Annotated in this window: 13 protein-coding genes; 3 read left to right on the top strand and 10 right to left on the bottom strand. The window is 64.1% G+C overall.

Translation table 11 applies throughout. The features are described from left to right. Positions 1-22 precede the first annotated feature (22 nt). The 8 genes from RHODMAR_RS21310 to aztB form a co-directional block, all read right to left on the bottom strand. Entirely contained in the window at positions 23-1,111 is a 1,089-nt protein-coding gene (locus RHODMAR_RS21310) for an LLM class flavin-dependent oxidoreductase (RefSeq protein ID WP_008718708.1), read from the bottom strand. 71 nt (positions 1,112-1,182) lie between these two features. Beyond that, positions 1,183-2,817: a phytoene desaturase family protein gene (locus RHODMAR_RS21305; protein ID WP_008718705.1), complete on the bottom strand. Its 1,635-nt coding sequence runs from the start codon at positions 2,815-2,817 to the stop codon at positions 1,183-1,185. Further along, positions 2,814-4,340, bottom strand: coding sequence for a flavin-containing monooxygenase (locus tag RHODMAR_RS21300; RefSeq protein ID WP_008718704.1), 1,527 nt, complete (start codon positions 4,338-4,340; stop codon positions 2,814-2,816). The genes RHODMAR_RS21305 and RHODMAR_RS21300 overlap by 4 nt, the downstream gene beginning before the upstream one ends. Beyond that, positions 4,337-5,152, bottom strand: a complete 816-nt coding sequence (locus RHODMAR_RS21295) for an SDR family oxidoreductase (RefSeq protein ID WP_008718701.1) — start codon at positions 5,150-5,152, stop codon at positions 4,337-4,339. Before RHODMAR_RS21295 ends, RHODMAR_RS21300 begins: the two co-directional genes overlap by 4 nt. 223 nt (positions 5,153-5,375) lie before the next feature. Continuing rightward, a complete protein-coding gene (gene aztD / locus RHODMAR_RS21290) occupies positions 5,376-6,581 on the bottom strand; it encodes a zinc metallochaperone AztD (RefSeq protein WP_008718700.1) in 1,206 nt (401 codons plus the stop codon). Positions 6,582-6,613: 32 nt separating this feature from the next. After that, positions 6,614-7,549 (bottom strand): zinc ABC transporter substrate-binding protein AztC, encoded by a 936-nt coding sequence (gene aztC / locus RHODMAR_RS21285; RefSeq protein WP_008718698.1) that lies wholly within the window; start codon positions 7,547-7,549, stop codon positions 6,614-6,616. A gap of 2 nt (positions 7,550-7,551) precedes the next feature. Then, a complete protein-coding gene (locus RHODMAR_RS29210) occupies positions 7,552-8,760 on the bottom strand; it encodes a hypothetical protein (RefSeq protein WP_051048218.1) in 1,209 nt (402 codons plus the stop codon). Beyond that, positions 8,757-9,647 (bottom strand): zinc ABC transporter permease AztB, encoded by an 891-nt coding sequence (gene aztB / locus RHODMAR_RS21275; protein WP_008718693.1) that lies wholly within the window; start codon positions 9,645-9,647, stop codon positions 8,757-8,759. The genes RHODMAR_RS29210 and aztB overlap by 4 nt, the downstream gene beginning before the upstream one ends. 52 nt (positions 9,648-9,699) lie before the next feature. Between aztB and aztA the strand changes: the two genes are divergently transcribed. Next, positions 9,700-10,347, top strand: a complete 648-nt coding sequence (gene aztA / locus RHODMAR_RS21270; RefSeq protein ID WP_008718691.1) for a zinc ABC transporter ATP-binding protein AztA — start codon at positions 9,700-9,702, stop codon at positions 10,345-10,347. Positions 10,348-10,495: 148 nt separating this feature from the next. Beyond that, complete coding sequence (locus RHODMAR_RS21265; protein WP_008718689.1) at positions 10,496-11,671, top strand: epoxide hydrolase family protein; 1,176 nt, start codon at positions 10,496-10,498, stop codon at positions 11,669-11,671. 54 nt (positions 11,672-11,725) lie between these two features. On the opposite strand, the gene RHODMAR_RS21260 is transcribed toward RHODMAR_RS21265, so the two are convergent. Further along, entirely contained in the window at positions 11,726-13,039 is a 1,314-nt protein-coding gene (locus RHODMAR_RS21260) for a lipase family protein (RefSeq protein WP_008718687.1), read from the bottom strand. Then, positions 13,036-13,599, bottom strand: coding sequence for a TetR/AcrR family transcriptional regulator (locus tag RHODMAR_RS21255; protein WP_042940027.1), 564 nt, complete (start codon positions 13,597-13,599; stop codon positions 13,036-13,038). Before RHODMAR_RS21255 ends, RHODMAR_RS21260 begins: the two co-directional genes overlap by 4 nt. Positions 13,600-13,676: 77 nt before the next feature. On the opposite strand from RHODMAR_RS21255, the gene RHODMAR_RS21250 reads away from it, so the two are divergent. Then, positions 13,677-14,474: an SDR family NAD(P)-dependent oxidoreductase gene (locus RHODMAR_RS21250; RefSeq protein ID WP_008718683.1), complete on the top strand. Its 798-nt coding sequence runs from the start codon at positions 13,677-13,679 to the stop codon at positions 14,472-14,474. Positions 14,475-14,508 lie beyond the last annotated feature (34 nt).

Below are 14,508 nucleotides of genomic sequence, written 5' to 3'. Positions count from 1 at the left end.
CTGTTCGGGCTGCGTCGGTAGCTCATACCCGCAGGCCGCGCTGTCGCAGACGTGGCAGAACCTGGTCGACGAAGTACGGCAATTCTGCTGCATAGTCGACGAATGCCAGTGTGGTCCCGGCCAGCCCGCTCGCTGCCAGCTTCTCGATGCTGTCGGCAATCTGGTCGGGAGTGCCGACCAGGGGGTAACTTCCGTGGCCTGCGGCGAATCGAGGACGGAAGTTGGCGAGCATCTCGGGTGAGAACGATTGAGCATGAAGGCCTTGAAGTGCCATGAGATTGTCGACGGCCTGCCAGTCTGCGTTGGTGTCCGCGTAGTACTCCAGGTAGTCCAGGGCCTCCTGCTCGGTCGGACGACACACAACATGTGACAGCGTCAACACGCCGATCGACCGGTCGTTCGTCTTGGCGGCGGCACGGACATCGGTCACCGTCGCGGCAGCATTGTCGAAGTCCTGCACCGGGGTGAACAGGAAGTCTGCATTTCTCGCCGCGAACGCGCGCCCCTGCGGTGAGGCACCCGCGTTGAGAACCGGCACCCGTCCCTTCAGCGGCTTCGGATCGGAGTGGACGCCTTCCAGATGGAAGAAGTCGCCGTCGAAATCGAACGGACCTACTTCGGTCCACAGCTTCGTCACGACGTCGAGCCACTCCTGCCCGAATGCGTACCGGTCGTCGTGGTTGGACGGTAGTTCCATCCCGAATGCGCGGTACTCGGGTTCGTTCCACCCGGCGACGATGTTCAGCCCCGCCCTACCGCCTCCGATTCGGTCGAGGGTGGCGATCTGCTTCGCGGTGACGATCGGGTGGTTGAACGCGGTATGCACGGTGGCGAACACAGTGATGTTCGACGTCCGGGCGAGCAACGCAGCTGCCCATGCAATGGGTTCGAGAACGCCTTCGTGGAAGTTGGTCTCGCCGCCGTAACCGATCCACCGGGCGATAGGAAGGAGGAAGTCCAGGCCTGCCTCATCGGCGATCTGCGCGGCTGCCAGATTGTCCTCCCACGACCCCGACCACCGTTCGGGAACCTTGGTCACGGCCAGACCGCTACTGCAATTCGCCGAGAACAAACCGAGCGCGAAGTGCCTGGAATCGGAAAGAGAGAGCATCGCTTCGTCCTATCGTTCGTGGGTGCTCGGTGACCGAGCAACATGACGATATAGCGGCTTGGTGACTGTCGTCATGTTTTCGATGTAAATTTCTCGATAGCGCTGCGAACGCGATCGACACCGCGTGTGCGACGAGTTGGCGCGAGCAGTTGTTGAGCAACCAGGTGGCCCGAGCCGCCGCCGAGTCCGGGTCCGGGGTGCGTGAAGGCACCGATGTGGAACAGTCCGTCGATTCCGGTTCGGTGGCCGGTGCCGGTGCCGGGGCGCCAGAGCAGCGATTGGTCGATTTCGGCCGCACCGCCGTAAGGATCGCCTGCGACGGCGTTTGCGTTCGCAGCCGTCAGCGCGGTCGGCGGGATGGAGTACGAATCCAACACGGTCGAACGCAGGCCCGGTGCGTAGCGCTCGATCGAGTCCAGGACGCGATCGACATATGCCGCCGTCGTCCCGGTACTCCACGTGCCGTCCGTCGAAATCGAGCCCGCGGCATCGCCTTCGGGCGCACACGGCAATTCTTGCAATTGCACCCACAGAGTGGCTTTTCCCGCTGGAGCTCGGCTCGGGTCCAGAACGCACTGTTGGCCGACCACGATCGTCGGATTCGCTGGAAGCAGGCCTGATTCAGCTTGCGCACAGGCGATCCCGGTGCTCGAAGCGCCGCTTCCGATGTGCACCAGCGGCACATCGTCCAGTCGCGAATCCGACCACCGAACGGGACGGTCCAGCGCAAAATGCAGTTGCATCGCAGCCCGCCCAGGACGATGCCGATCGGCCGCACGCCTGCCTGCAGCAGGTACGACCGCTGGATCGAGCAGGTTGTCGTACAGTCTGGGCGTTGCTGTCGACGCCACTACGGCCCGTGTCGCCGACAGTCGCTCGTCGGCCAGATGCACGGCAACGGCGCGACCGGACCGAATCTCGATGTGCGCCGCGGATTCACCGAGTATCACCGTCACCCCGCGCTCGCTCAGCACGCGATCGAACGCGGTGACGAAATTGTCCGCTCCGCCGGTCACCACCGGGAGTCCGGCCGCGTGCATGGTGAAGGCCATGATCGGCAGCATCAGCCCGCCGGTCGCGTGGTCGGGCGACAGGCCGGCATGCAGAAGCCACGGAGACCACAGGTGATCGACCTCGAAACCACGAAAGCGCTCTCGGATCAGCGCGCGTCCGCTCTGCGCCGAGACGCGCAGCATGTCGATGCTGCCGTCCTTGCCCAGCCCGCGCATCATCGATGCGCCCAGGCGAGCGAGATCGAACGGTCGCAGTTCCGAGCCCAAGGCACCGAACACATGGGGGGACCAGGACTCCAGCTCGGCCAGCATCGCTGCGTACGCCGCTCGATCGTGCTCGTGCTCGAAGCTTTGGGCGGTTTTCGCTGGGTCGCGATGTGCCACTGCGACGCCGCGATCCGACACCGCGCCCGTGACAGCTCCGGCGGAGTTGGAATACGTGAGGCCATGACGGTGCAGGTCGTCCCCGAGCGCCGCGTACGCGCCACCGGTGACGAAAAGGGGGTGCCAGGAACTGAAGGTGTCGTGTACGAAACCGGGACGAGTCAACGAGTCGGAGGCGATGAACCCGCCCAACCTGTCGCGCTCGTCGACGAGCGCGACCGACCATCCCGCGCCGGCAAGCTCTGCGGCAGCGACCATTCCATTGATCCCTGCACCGACCACAACGGCGTCGAACGTCCGGGTGGTCACCCGTGGATCCGCTTCTTCAGTGTCTGCACGATTCCACGGTAGTCACTCGGGTTCACCGGAAACAGCCATTGCTTCGCCCGCGTCAGCATCGACACGTTGATTCCGATGTCCGTGAGCGTTTCGTCGATGTTGTGCACCGAGAACGGAATGATGTTGGTCCCGCGCGCGTGATTGCCGTTGGTTCGTTCGCGCATCCAGGCAAGGCGTTTGGCAACGGACGCTCGCATGTCGTCATCCGAGGGAAGCGTGTGGTTGCCACCGAGCAGTGAACCGATCCACAACGCCGACGTCTCTGCCGACAGCGGCGAGAAGAACGAGGAGTTGTATCCGGCGAAGCTCAGGTCCGACACCCCGACGGGATGGATTTGCTGATGCAGAACGTAGTCACCGTTGGCGTCGGTGAATCGGCTCAGCACATCCGGGGACAGGAACGGGATGTTCTGCTTCCAGCCGGTCGCTGCGAGGACGACATCGGCTCGGATCACCGTGCCGTCCGACAATTCGGCTTGCGGGTGTCCGTCCTTTTCGAGCAGACGCACGATGGTGGTTTCGCGGCGCACGTCGATGGTTCCGTCCGCGATCCCCTCGAAGAATCCTTCCGAGACGAGTGAGACCGTCGAGCGGGCGATGTCGGCGAACGAACCTTGCGGGATCAGGCCGAGCTTCTTCAGTCCGAGCTGTTTGGTGGTGACGCTTCCCACGCTGGACACCATCGAGTCGGCGATCGTGGAATCGGCTGCATGGAGCAGTCTTTCGACACCATTTACCGAGTTGTATCGAAACAGACCCTCGCCGAGTCGAGTCAACATGATGAACTTGTAGTTGACGATGTTGCGAATCTTTCGAGGCAGCTTCCACAACAGTTCGCGTGCGACCACGGTCGTGGAGGACGCGACTTTCGACACCTCGACGGTGATGTCGCACGCCGACTTGCCGTATCCGACGACGATCGCGTGCTTGCCGTCCACCTGATCCAGGCTGTGTAGGTCCCCAGCGGGGAAAATCTGGCCTCCTGCAGCGAGAAAGACGTCTGCACCCTCGAATGCCGGCACGAAAGGCTCGGAGAAGATGCCGCTGGCGAGAATCAGATGGTCGACGTGTTCGGTGCTGGTGACCGGCTCGTCTCCGTGAACGGATGCATCCGTACGTTTCGTGGTGACGTCCCAGCCACCGGTGGGAGTCGGTGCGGCATCGATCACCTCGGTATCGCAGTGCACGCGATCCATGAGATCGAATGTGCGAGCGTAGTTCTCGAGGTACGACTGGACCTGCTCGCCCGAGGGCCATTCAGGGTAGTGCTTGGGCATCGGCATCTCGGACAACGCGTAGGTGCCCTTGTTGTTCTGCGTCTTCAGTCCCGGGTAACGACGCGTCGCGCTCCACACACCGCCGACGTCGGGGGCCTTTTCGTACACGACGACGTCGTGCCCCAATTCGCTCAGTACCCGTGCCGAGGACAGTCCGGCGAACCCGGCACCGACTATTGCGATGGTCTTGCTGGGATGGATGCTATGAACACTCATGAGGGATCCTGTTCGGCGAGAAGGGGAATGGCTGGAGTGGCTTGCTCGGGACCCATCGCGGAGTACCCGCCGTCCGCGGCCCAATCGGCTCCGGTGACGACCGAGGCCGCGTCGGATGCGAGGAAGGCGACGACGTTGCCGACTTCGCTGGGGTCACCGACGCGTCCGGTGAGGTGGAACGGCGCGGCAACCCGGTCGGTCTTGACCCGATCGCCGCCGGAGAGGTCGTCCATGATCGCGGACCACGTCCATCCCGGGCTCACCGAGTTGACCCGAATTCCGTCGGGGGCAAGGTCCATGGCCATCGATCGGGTGAGCTGAGCGATCGCAGCCTTGCCTGCTGGGTAGACCCAGCGACCGGTCTGCGCGACCGAGCTCGAGATCGACGTGAAGTTGACGACAGACGCGTGTCGGCTCGCCTTCAGATGGGGGTGCGCGGCTTGTACCAGGGCAACCATGCTCACGACGTTGACGTTCAGAGCCGTGAGCCAATCCGCTCGCGTGGTTGCGAATCCGTCGTCGATGTAGACGGCCGCCAGGTTGACCACGATGTCGAGGCCGCCGTTCTCGGCGACCGTCTCGGCGACGAGAGTCGCCAAGGCCGCATCGTCGGTGACGTCGACCCGACGAAAGGTGACAGTGGCCCCTGAGCTCGAAGCCTCCTGTGCGACGCGTCTGCCGTTCTCTTCGTCGATGTCGGCGATGACGACGGACGCGCCGTGATCGGCGAGCACCTGTACGACGCCGCGCCCGAGCAGCGTGGCTCCGCCGGTGACGATGGCCGTGCGTCCTGTCAGGTCTGCGGTTGTCACGGGGCCCTCCCTTGCGATCGGAGAGCCGCATCTGGTGGGCCCTCGGTAGCGAGAGACGTTACGGAGAGCGTGGGGGCTCGAATATCCGAAATACGCACCGATAGTCCCGATGACGCAGTGGCTCGATTCCGCAGCCGAGCAGTCGATGCTGGACGCAGAAGAGGGGATACGGACCGCCGTAACGCGGCGGTCCGTATCCCCTCTCGGCTCGGTAGTGCTGTTACTACTTCGAGAGCGCCACAGCAACAAACTCATTGGGAGTGATGTCGAGTTGCTTGCTTTCGGTGACGTCTCCGGTTGTCAGGTCAACGGCGTGGATGCTGTTCGTCGCCGGTTCGGTGACGTAGGCGGTGTTGCCCGCGATCGAAATTCCGGGGTGGGCGTCCTGGCTCTCTGCGGGGCTCTCCCAGGCACCGATGACGGGGTACGAGGCAGTGACGGCTTTCGTCTCGGGGTCGAAGACATGGACTGCGCCGTCGGAGGCGATGATGTACGCCAGGTCACCGGGCCCTCGCGCGACGCCGCGCCAGGTGTATTCGGCACCGTCCGGCAGCTTGACGACGTCGAGAGTCTTGGCTACGGGGTCGATCACCGTGACGGCACCGAGCAAGTAGCCTTCGGCGTCGGCGTCGTCCTTGTAGTCGCCGACGATGAGCGGGCTGGACTCGCTGACGTACGCATTGCCCATGCGCCCGTACGGTTGATCCGGGGCATCGAGCTTGGTCATCTCGCCCTTGTCGTAGATCAAAGCACCGTTCTCGCAGCCGAAGACAACGATCTCACCTTCCACGGTTCCTTCGCCGTGGACGCCGGGGCACTGGTCGTTCTTGTCGAGTACCGCGCCGGACGCGTCGCGGACCTCGATGCCGCTGCGGCCGTTCGAGTTTCCCACCGTGGTGAGGAACGTGCCGTCTTCGAGAACGATCGAGACGCCGTGATGAGCGTCGACGCCGGGGATGCTGTCGGTCTCGGGGAGCCCGTCTGCAGGTTCGAGTGCTGCGGTATCGAAGATCGTGGTGTCGCTGGTGCCGTCGGCGTACAGGATGGTCTTGCCCGCATGTCGTACGACATGGCCCGGCTTGTCTGCCGAGAAGACCGTGTCGGTCAGTTCCGGTTCTTCGGTCGTCCCGGCCGCGGTGTCCAGTACTCGGAAGCCCTCGCTCGTGGTGACCATGACGTTGCGGCTGTCGCCGGAGAGGTTGAGCCGCGTGTACTCCTCCGAATCGAAGTCTGCGACGGTTTCGAAAGTGCCGGCGTCGAGCACCCGGAGGCCGCCTGCGTAGGACACGGCGATGCGTGGCCCGGCTGCGATCGCTGCTGAGGAGGTGGTCGTGTCGGGGGTGGTGCCGGACGAGCAGGCAGCCGAGGCCGCAACGGCGGCGAGCGCGAGAGCTGTGATGCTAGTTCGGCGAACATGGTTGTAACGCATGGAGATTCCTTTTCTGTGTGAGATGCTGGATATCAGTTGGTGAGCCCGTCGGAGATGCGCTCGGTGTTGGTGCGCATCATGGTCAGGTAGTCGGGGGCGCCGCCGTCGGGTGCGGTGAGCGATTCGGTGAACAGTTCCACCACATCGACGCGAATGTCTGCTTCGCTCGCCAAGGCCTGGACGAGGCGGTCGGGCGAGGATGATTCTGCGAATATTGCAGGTACACCGGTTTTTTCGACAGCATCGACGAGATCGGCCAGATCGGAGGCGGACGGGGCGGCCAGAGTGGTGCCGCCGGGAATGACGGCTCCAACGACTCGGAAGTCGAAACGGTCTGCGAGATAGCCGAATACGTGGTGATTGGTGACGAGTGCGCGGCGCTGCTCCGGGATGGCCACGAAGATGTCGGTCATCTCGGCGTCGAGGCTCTGCAGCTGCATGCGGTACTGCGTCGTGTGCTCGGTTACGGCGGCAGAATCGACGCCGTCCAGTTCGGCCAGGATCGGTTCCAGTGCGTCGACCACTGTGATCATGCGCGCCGGGTCGGTCCAGAAGTGCGAGTCGGGGTTCCCTTTCGCGTCGCCCTCGCTGTAGTCGAGGACGTCGATGGCGTCACCCGCGACGAAGGTGGGTACTTTCTCGGCCGATGCTTCGTCGAGGTGTTGTTGGAGACCTTCCTCGAGACCGAGACCGTTGGAGACGATCAGGTCGGCCGAGCGCAGGCGGGCAGCTTCCTGAGCGGAGATCTCGAACGAGTGCGGGTCTGCATTGGGCTTCATCAGCGTGACCACTTCGGCCTCGTCGCCGACGAGCTCCTCCACTACGTCGCCGAGGATGTTGGTGGACACGATCACGAGCGGACGGTCCTCGGCGGATGTCGAGCAGGCGGTGAGGAATAAACCGATCGCCGCTACTGCTGTCGCCGCCGCGGCCGCGGCCGCAGACGAGCGGATGCGGGTGACCTGCACGATCAGCGTCCCGTCTCGGCAGTGAAGGCGGGTTCGGTACCCGTGTCGAATGTTCGCGCGACGCGCGCACCGTCCGCAAAGTCGATCTCGAACAGCGTCCGCTCGGCCGGGCCGCTGAGGTAGGCGCGTTGCTGGTCGGCCACGAGTGTCGGTGTCTTGCCGGTGGCGACGCTCTCGGTCACGAGTGGATCCGTCTCGGAGATGACTGCTCCGTTGTTGCCGTCGAGAACGAGGACGCGTCCGTCGTCCGTGAGAGCCAGAACGTGCTCGTCCGCATCGTCGACGGCGGTGACGTGCACCAGGGGCGCCGGCGCGGGGAGTAGGGACCATGATCGCTCGCGGGTGTCCAACATCCAGATACCCTCTGTCCCTGCCGAACCCGCCACTGTGGGGCGTCCTTCGCGGTTGTCGAACGATGTCGCGGCAGGAGCGGTGGTCCCCGTGGGGTACGGAATCCTCTCGACAGCCAGTGAGTCACCGGTGGCGGAGGCGAGTAGTGCGCCGTCGGCGCAACCGATGACTGCGCCGACTCTGGTGGTGATCGTGCCGCGGGCCTCGGGGCAGGATTCGACGAGTCCGGTGCGTTCTCCGTCCGAGGTATAGCCGACGACCGAGGCCGACGGTCCGGAGCCCTCGGTGACGAGCGCGAACGTTCCGACGGGAACGACCATTCCGGCACCGGGAGCGGTGACCTTTCGGAATTGTTCGGTCACAGTGCCTTCGGCCAAAGCTTCGGTGTCGAGCAACACTGCTTCGCCGGATTCCGGGAAGAACAATCCGGTACCGCCTGAGGTCGAAAGGTTGGACGTGGCAACGGTTGCCGGGCCTGCGCCGGCGACCGTGCCGAGGAGGCGAGGCTCCGCCCGGTAGTAGTGGAAATGATCCACGTGGTCCCAGGTCCAGACACCGCTGTCGACGATCTCGACGCCCGCATCCGTCTGCGCGAACAGGTAGCGGCCGTCGGTATGCAATGCCGTCGGGGCTCCGATCGTGCCGAGTTCGCTGACGGTCTCGTCGAGGAGATCGAGATGGGACACCTTTCCCGACGGGTCGATGGATGTCAGCCCGAGTCGCGGTTCGGCGAGTTCGGCGGCGCCGGCTACGGCTCCGTGGCCTTCTCCGGTGGGTTGCTCGGCCTCGGTTGTCGGCTGTTCGGATGTGCAGGCGGTCGATGCGAGGACGAGGGCACCGAGCGCGAGCGCGGTGGTCATGATGCGGGAGCGCACGTGTTCCTTTCGGATGAGGGAGAGAGATTACGGTGAGGTCGAATGGCGGTGAGGGCAGCGCGTAGTGCCCACGACAGGCCTGAGACAGCAATGGCGGTTGCCGCGACGGAGGCTCCGGCTGCGGTGGCTGCATGCCAGGAGATCAGCAGGCCCACGAACACCGAGAGCACGCCGAGGAAGGCCGCCAGCAGCATCCGAGTGGGAATGCGAGTGGTCCATTGACCGGCAGCGACGGCGGGGGCGAGCAGCAGTCCGACGACCAGGAGTGAGCCGACAGCTTGGTACGACGCGACGACCGCCAGGGTTACGAGCGCGACGAGAAGTGCTTGGGCCGAACGTGGTCCGAGTCCGAGCACTGCGGCGATTCGAGGATCCAGCGCGAGTGCGACGAGTGGGCGGTGAAACGCGACCGCGACGGTGATTCCGAGCGCCGTTGCTGCTGCCAGCAGATACAGGTCCACCGACGTGATGGCGAGAATGTCGCCGAACAGTATGGACGTGGCGTCGGTGGCGAAGCTGCCGGAGTGGGAAATGATGATGACGCCGAGGGCCAGCATCGACACGAACAACATTCCGATGCTCGTGTCGTACGACAGTGTTCCGCGCCGTTGCAGCGCGGCGATCCCGAGGCTCATCGCGGTCGCGCTCAGTGCACCGCCGATCAACACCGGAACTCCGAGAACCGTCGCCAATGCGACGCCGGGCAGCATTCCGTGTGCAAGTGCCTCGCCCAGAAATGCCATTCCGCGGATCACCACCCACGTTCCGACGATCCCGCACAGCACCGCAACCAGGGCGCCGCCGAAGAGGGCACGTTGTAGAAACCCGAGAGCGAAGGGCTCGACGAGAACATCGAAAATCGAAAGAGGCACAGCGGAACCTTAATGAGATTGATAACGATATTCAAAATCGTATGATGGCAACATGAACATTCCGGTCAGCAGTGCATCGTCCGTCCCAGCCAGGCTCCGCGGAGTGTGCGTCGAGTTCTCCGGGCGCGCAGCACTCAGCGATGTCGATGTCGACCTCCTGCACGGGCAGTTGACGACCATCGCGGGGCCGAACGGTGCGGGCAAGTCGACGCTGCTCGAAGTTGTTGCCGGCACCCGGCCGCTGTCGAGCGGTACTCGACGTGCAACCCGCGCAATTGCTTTCGTGCCGCAGCGCACTGCCGTATCGGATCGGCTCCCGCTGACCGTGCGAGACGTGGTGTCGGTGGGTGTGTGGGGGCGCATCGGCCGATGGCGTCCGATGGGCTCCGAGGCCCTGCGGATGGTGGACGAGGCTCTCGAGCGCCTGGACATCACCGGCCTGGCGGCTATGTCCTTCTCGGCCCTGTCCGGAGGGCAGCGTCAACGCACTCTGTTGGCCCAAGGGTTGGCCCGTCGAGCCGAGCTGCTGTTGCTCGACGAGCCCACGACAGGTCTCGACGTCGACAGCGGAAAGCGCATCCGAGCCGTCATGCGCGAGGAGGCGCTGCGCGGGGTATCCGTTGCCTGTGTGTCTCATGACCCGGCGGTGTTGGACGAAGCCGACCGCATCGTGCGACTCGAGGACGGTCGAATCGTCTGACACGGCCCGAGCGCCGAGACGGTTGCTGTCGCCTACGGCGCAATCTGCGGATCGATCGCTCCCGCAGCTGGTCTCGTACCGACGGGACTGCCCCCCAATTCATTGATTCAGGACCGTCGTTGTCCGCGATGAGATGCACGATCGAATCATGACAATCACTGCGCCTGCCATCCCGTTCGTCGTCGACTTCCCGCAGTCGGAGCTCGACGACCTGACCCGTCGTGTTCGCAATGCGCGTCTGCCCGAACCCCTCGGTGCCGACGACTGGACTGCCGGAGTCCCGATCGCGGTCCTGCGGTCGATGTCCAGTACGTGGGTGGACGACTTCAGCTGGCGAGTCGTGGAGAAGCAGCTCGCGGCGTTCCCTCAATACGTGGTGGAGATCGACGGGCAGCGCATCCACTACCTGCACGTACGGTCGTCGCGCGCTGACTCGACTCCGGTGTTGCTGTGCCACGGATGGCCGGGGTCGTACCTCGAGTTCCTCGATCTCATTCCACTGCTCACCGAGCCGGAGAACGCCGACCTCCAAGCCTTCGACGTGATCGTGCCATCCGTCCCCGGATTCGCCTTCTCCACACCGCTGGTCGGGGACGGGTGGAGTACCGATCGTGTCGCGCAGGCTTTCGTGGAGTTGATGAGTTTCCTCGGATACGGCTCCTATGTGGTTCAGGGCGGTGATTACGGTGCTGGAGTCGCACCGGCGATGGGTCGTCTCGATCCCGGCCACTGCGCCGCCATACATGTCAACGGGTCCATCGGTGCGCCCTACCGAGAACCCGACGAGGCCGAGCAGAAGCGTTGCACAGAAACCGAATTGGACCGTTACCGGAGGGTGGGGGAGTTCATGAAGTCGGAGTTCGGATACATCTCTATCCAGTCGACGCGTCCGCAACTGATCGGTGTCGCCCTGACCGATAGTCCGATCGGTCAGCTGTCATGGATGCTGGACAAATTTCGGGCGTGGACCTACCCGTTCGACGCGGAACCGGACGGTGCACTCGGCCGCAACCGGATACTCGCCCACGTCACCTTGTACTGGCTGACCCGAAGCGCAGGTAGCGCCGCGCACACCGTGTACGCGGCCGAGGGTGGGGCTTGGGCCGGTCCGCAGGCAAAGCCGTCGCAACCGGTCGGTGCCATCATGTTCGCGCACGACATCGGCATCAGACACCTTGCGGAACAGGAGTTCGACATCGCGCACTGGACCGAGGTCCCGGACCACGGTGGTCACTTCGCGGCGATGGAGGAGCCGGTGCGTCTTGCCGCGGATCTGCGGTTGTTTCTGTCTGCGGTAGCCGTCTCGCTCTCTTCATCGGGGTAGTGCCTACCGAACCGTCTTGTGCAGGGCGCTCTTCGGGCCCGATGCCTTTGTGTATCAACCGATCCGGCCGGCGAATGCGCGTCCGGTGGACACAGCGAGTCCGAGCAATCCGCGCAACCCCGGCAGTGATCCCGCCAGGGACCACACGGTGTTCGTCGACGATTCCTCGATCGGCTTGCCCGCGAAGCGATCCGAGAGCCAATCCAGAGTGACGGGGGCTGCGATCGGGTGCAGCGACAGGTGTTCGCTGAGGCGATCACGGAGGTACGTGACGTTCGCTCCCGCAGCGCGGTATCGGCGCACTTGCCCGTCCACATCGTCGACGTCGATCATCGGATCATGCACCGCCTGCACCACGAGAAGAGGAAACTGGGGTGCCGACTTGCCGGGCTGAATATCCTGAAAAACCTGCACCATCTCGGGTGTCGCCAGGAGGTCGGCCATCGGGATGTCGAGGTGCCGCTCCAGATCGTGCATCAGCATGGACATGACGGCGTGCACGGTCGTCTTGCGGTGCAGGGATGAGAGGGTCTCGAGCCCCGCTGCAGCGACGTGTTCGCGAACGAGGTGGTCGAGCACAGGGTAGGTGCGACGTAAGCCCTCCACCACCATCGCGGGCAGCGCCGCGAAAATAGTGCCGTTGAGGCGGGAAAATGCGGACCCGGGATCGCCGACGGGCGATCCGAGTGCAGCGCCGACGATGTCTAGTTCAGGGGCGTAGTCGGCCGCAACCTCGGCGGCCCACGACGTCGCCAATCCGCCGCCCGAATACCCCCACAGCGCGACAGCGGTAGTAGCGGCGAGGTCGAGCGGCTCGAAAGTCAGTGCTGCGCGGATGCCGTCGAGTGTGCAGTAACCGGGCTCGACGGGTGCTCCCCACTGCCCGTTCATGCCCTCGTGGTCGGGAAGAGACAGAACCCATCCGCGGCGCAGTGCATACAGGATGATCATGAACTCGAACTGCGGTACGGAACCGACAGCTCGGGCACCCGCCCGCAGGACATACGACGGGAAACACCGATCCGACACGGCATCGATCGCGCACTGATAGGACAGCAGAGCGCGCTGTGGTCGCTGTCGGCCTCCGACCGGAAGTATCACCGTCGTGACCGCTACCCGCGCTGCCCCGTCGAGGCCGGTGGTCCGATACAGAAGTTGCCACGCCGACACCTTCTGCCGGATGAGGCCGAACAACGCGAGGGTCACCTCGCGGGACCGCAGTACGGTTCCCGGCTCCGCGGTCTCGAAACCGGCAGGGGCCCGGTAGAACGGGTCCATGCTGGGAATCGTGATGATCGATTCCGAGTCGGTGTGGTCGGCCGCGGCTCGCGGACGACCGGTCGACGCGGAATGGGGTTCGATACTCATGGTGGATCACTTCCAGGTGCGGGTGCGATGGTGTCGACGAGTTGGTCGATGACTGCGCGAGAGTCTGCCGGCGAGGCTGCGTGAGTCAGCAGTCCCTCGACGACGAACGTACCGATGCGGAGCATGGCGGCGGCCGCCGCACCGGACAGGCCGGCAGCGTCGATATCGGCGGCGAACAGCGATTCCGCGAAGGCATGAAACCCGTTGTGCCATTGATCGATGGCCTCGGACTCGGTCACCCGATCGTGCACGGTGGAGACCAATGGACCGACTTTCCGTAGCCGCTCCACCAGCCAGAACAGCCGGTCGGCCAGTGGTAGATCGACGACGTCGAGATAGTCCGTGGCGTCCTCGGCGGCGATGGCCGTCAGAACGGCGACCAGGATGTCGTCTTTGTCGCCGAAGTACCAGTACAGCGTGTTGGCGGTGACGCCCGCTGCTTTCGCGAGACGGCTGATCGAGGTGCGATCGAAGCCGTCGGACACGAACATGTCGCGGGCGGCGACCACGATGTCCTCTCGCTTGCTCGCCCGGTCGTGAAGTCCGCGGTTCCTGGGCATATGACCAACTATATCTTGAATGGTCTTCAAGAGCCTGCTACCGTCCTTGAATACCGTTCAAGAGTGGAGGCCCGTCGATGCCGAAGACCGTAAGAACCGCCCTGATCACCGGAGCATCAGCGGGCATAGGCGCGGCCTTTGCTCGACACCTCGCGGCCGAGGGGCACAACCTCGTTCTCGTCGCGCGGCGCGAAGACCGACTCATCGCACTGGCGGACGAGCTGTCGGCCCAGCACGGTGTGCAATGCAACATCGTTCCGGCGGACCTCGCCGATCGCTCTGCGCCCCGTGCCATCCTCGACGAAACGAAATCCCTCGGTATCGACGTCGATATCCTCGTCAACAATGCGGGAATGTCGGGGAACTCCACGTTCGCAGATGCGCCGTTCGACGCACTCGCCGCGGAGATACAGGTGATGATCACTGCCGTCACCGAACTCGCTCATCTCACGGTGCCCGGCATGAAAGAACGCGGATACGGCCGGATCGTGAATCTGTCGTCGTTGGCGGCATTGCTGCCACCTGGTGCAAGTCTGCTGTACACCGGGATCAAGTCCTATGTGCTCGACATGTCGCAAGCACTCGATATGGAGTTGCGGCCGCACGGCATCCACGTGACTGCGCTCTGCCCGGGTTTCACCCACAGTGAGTTCCACGACGTCATGGGAACCCGAGATGCAGCGACCTCCAAGCTGCCCTCTCTTCTGTGGCAGACCCCTGAGGACGTCGTGCGAGAGGGATGGCGTGCAGTGAACAACGGCACGCCGGTGTGCGTGCCCGGGATGGTGAACAAGGTGACCGCTGCTGCCGCGAGGCCGATTCCGACTCGCATCGGCTACTTCCTCGGCAAAACCCTCAACCCTTTCAAGCTGTGAGATCCGATCACCACCCTGCTACAGAACAGAGAGA

Source organism: Rhodococcus sp. AW25M09 (assembly GCF_000333955.1).
In the GTDB taxonomy this organism is placed as follows: Bacteria; Actinomycetota; Actinomycetes; order Mycobacteriales; family Mycobacteriaceae; genus Rhodococcoides.
This window is presented reverse-complemented; position numbering and strand designations above follow the sequence as displayed.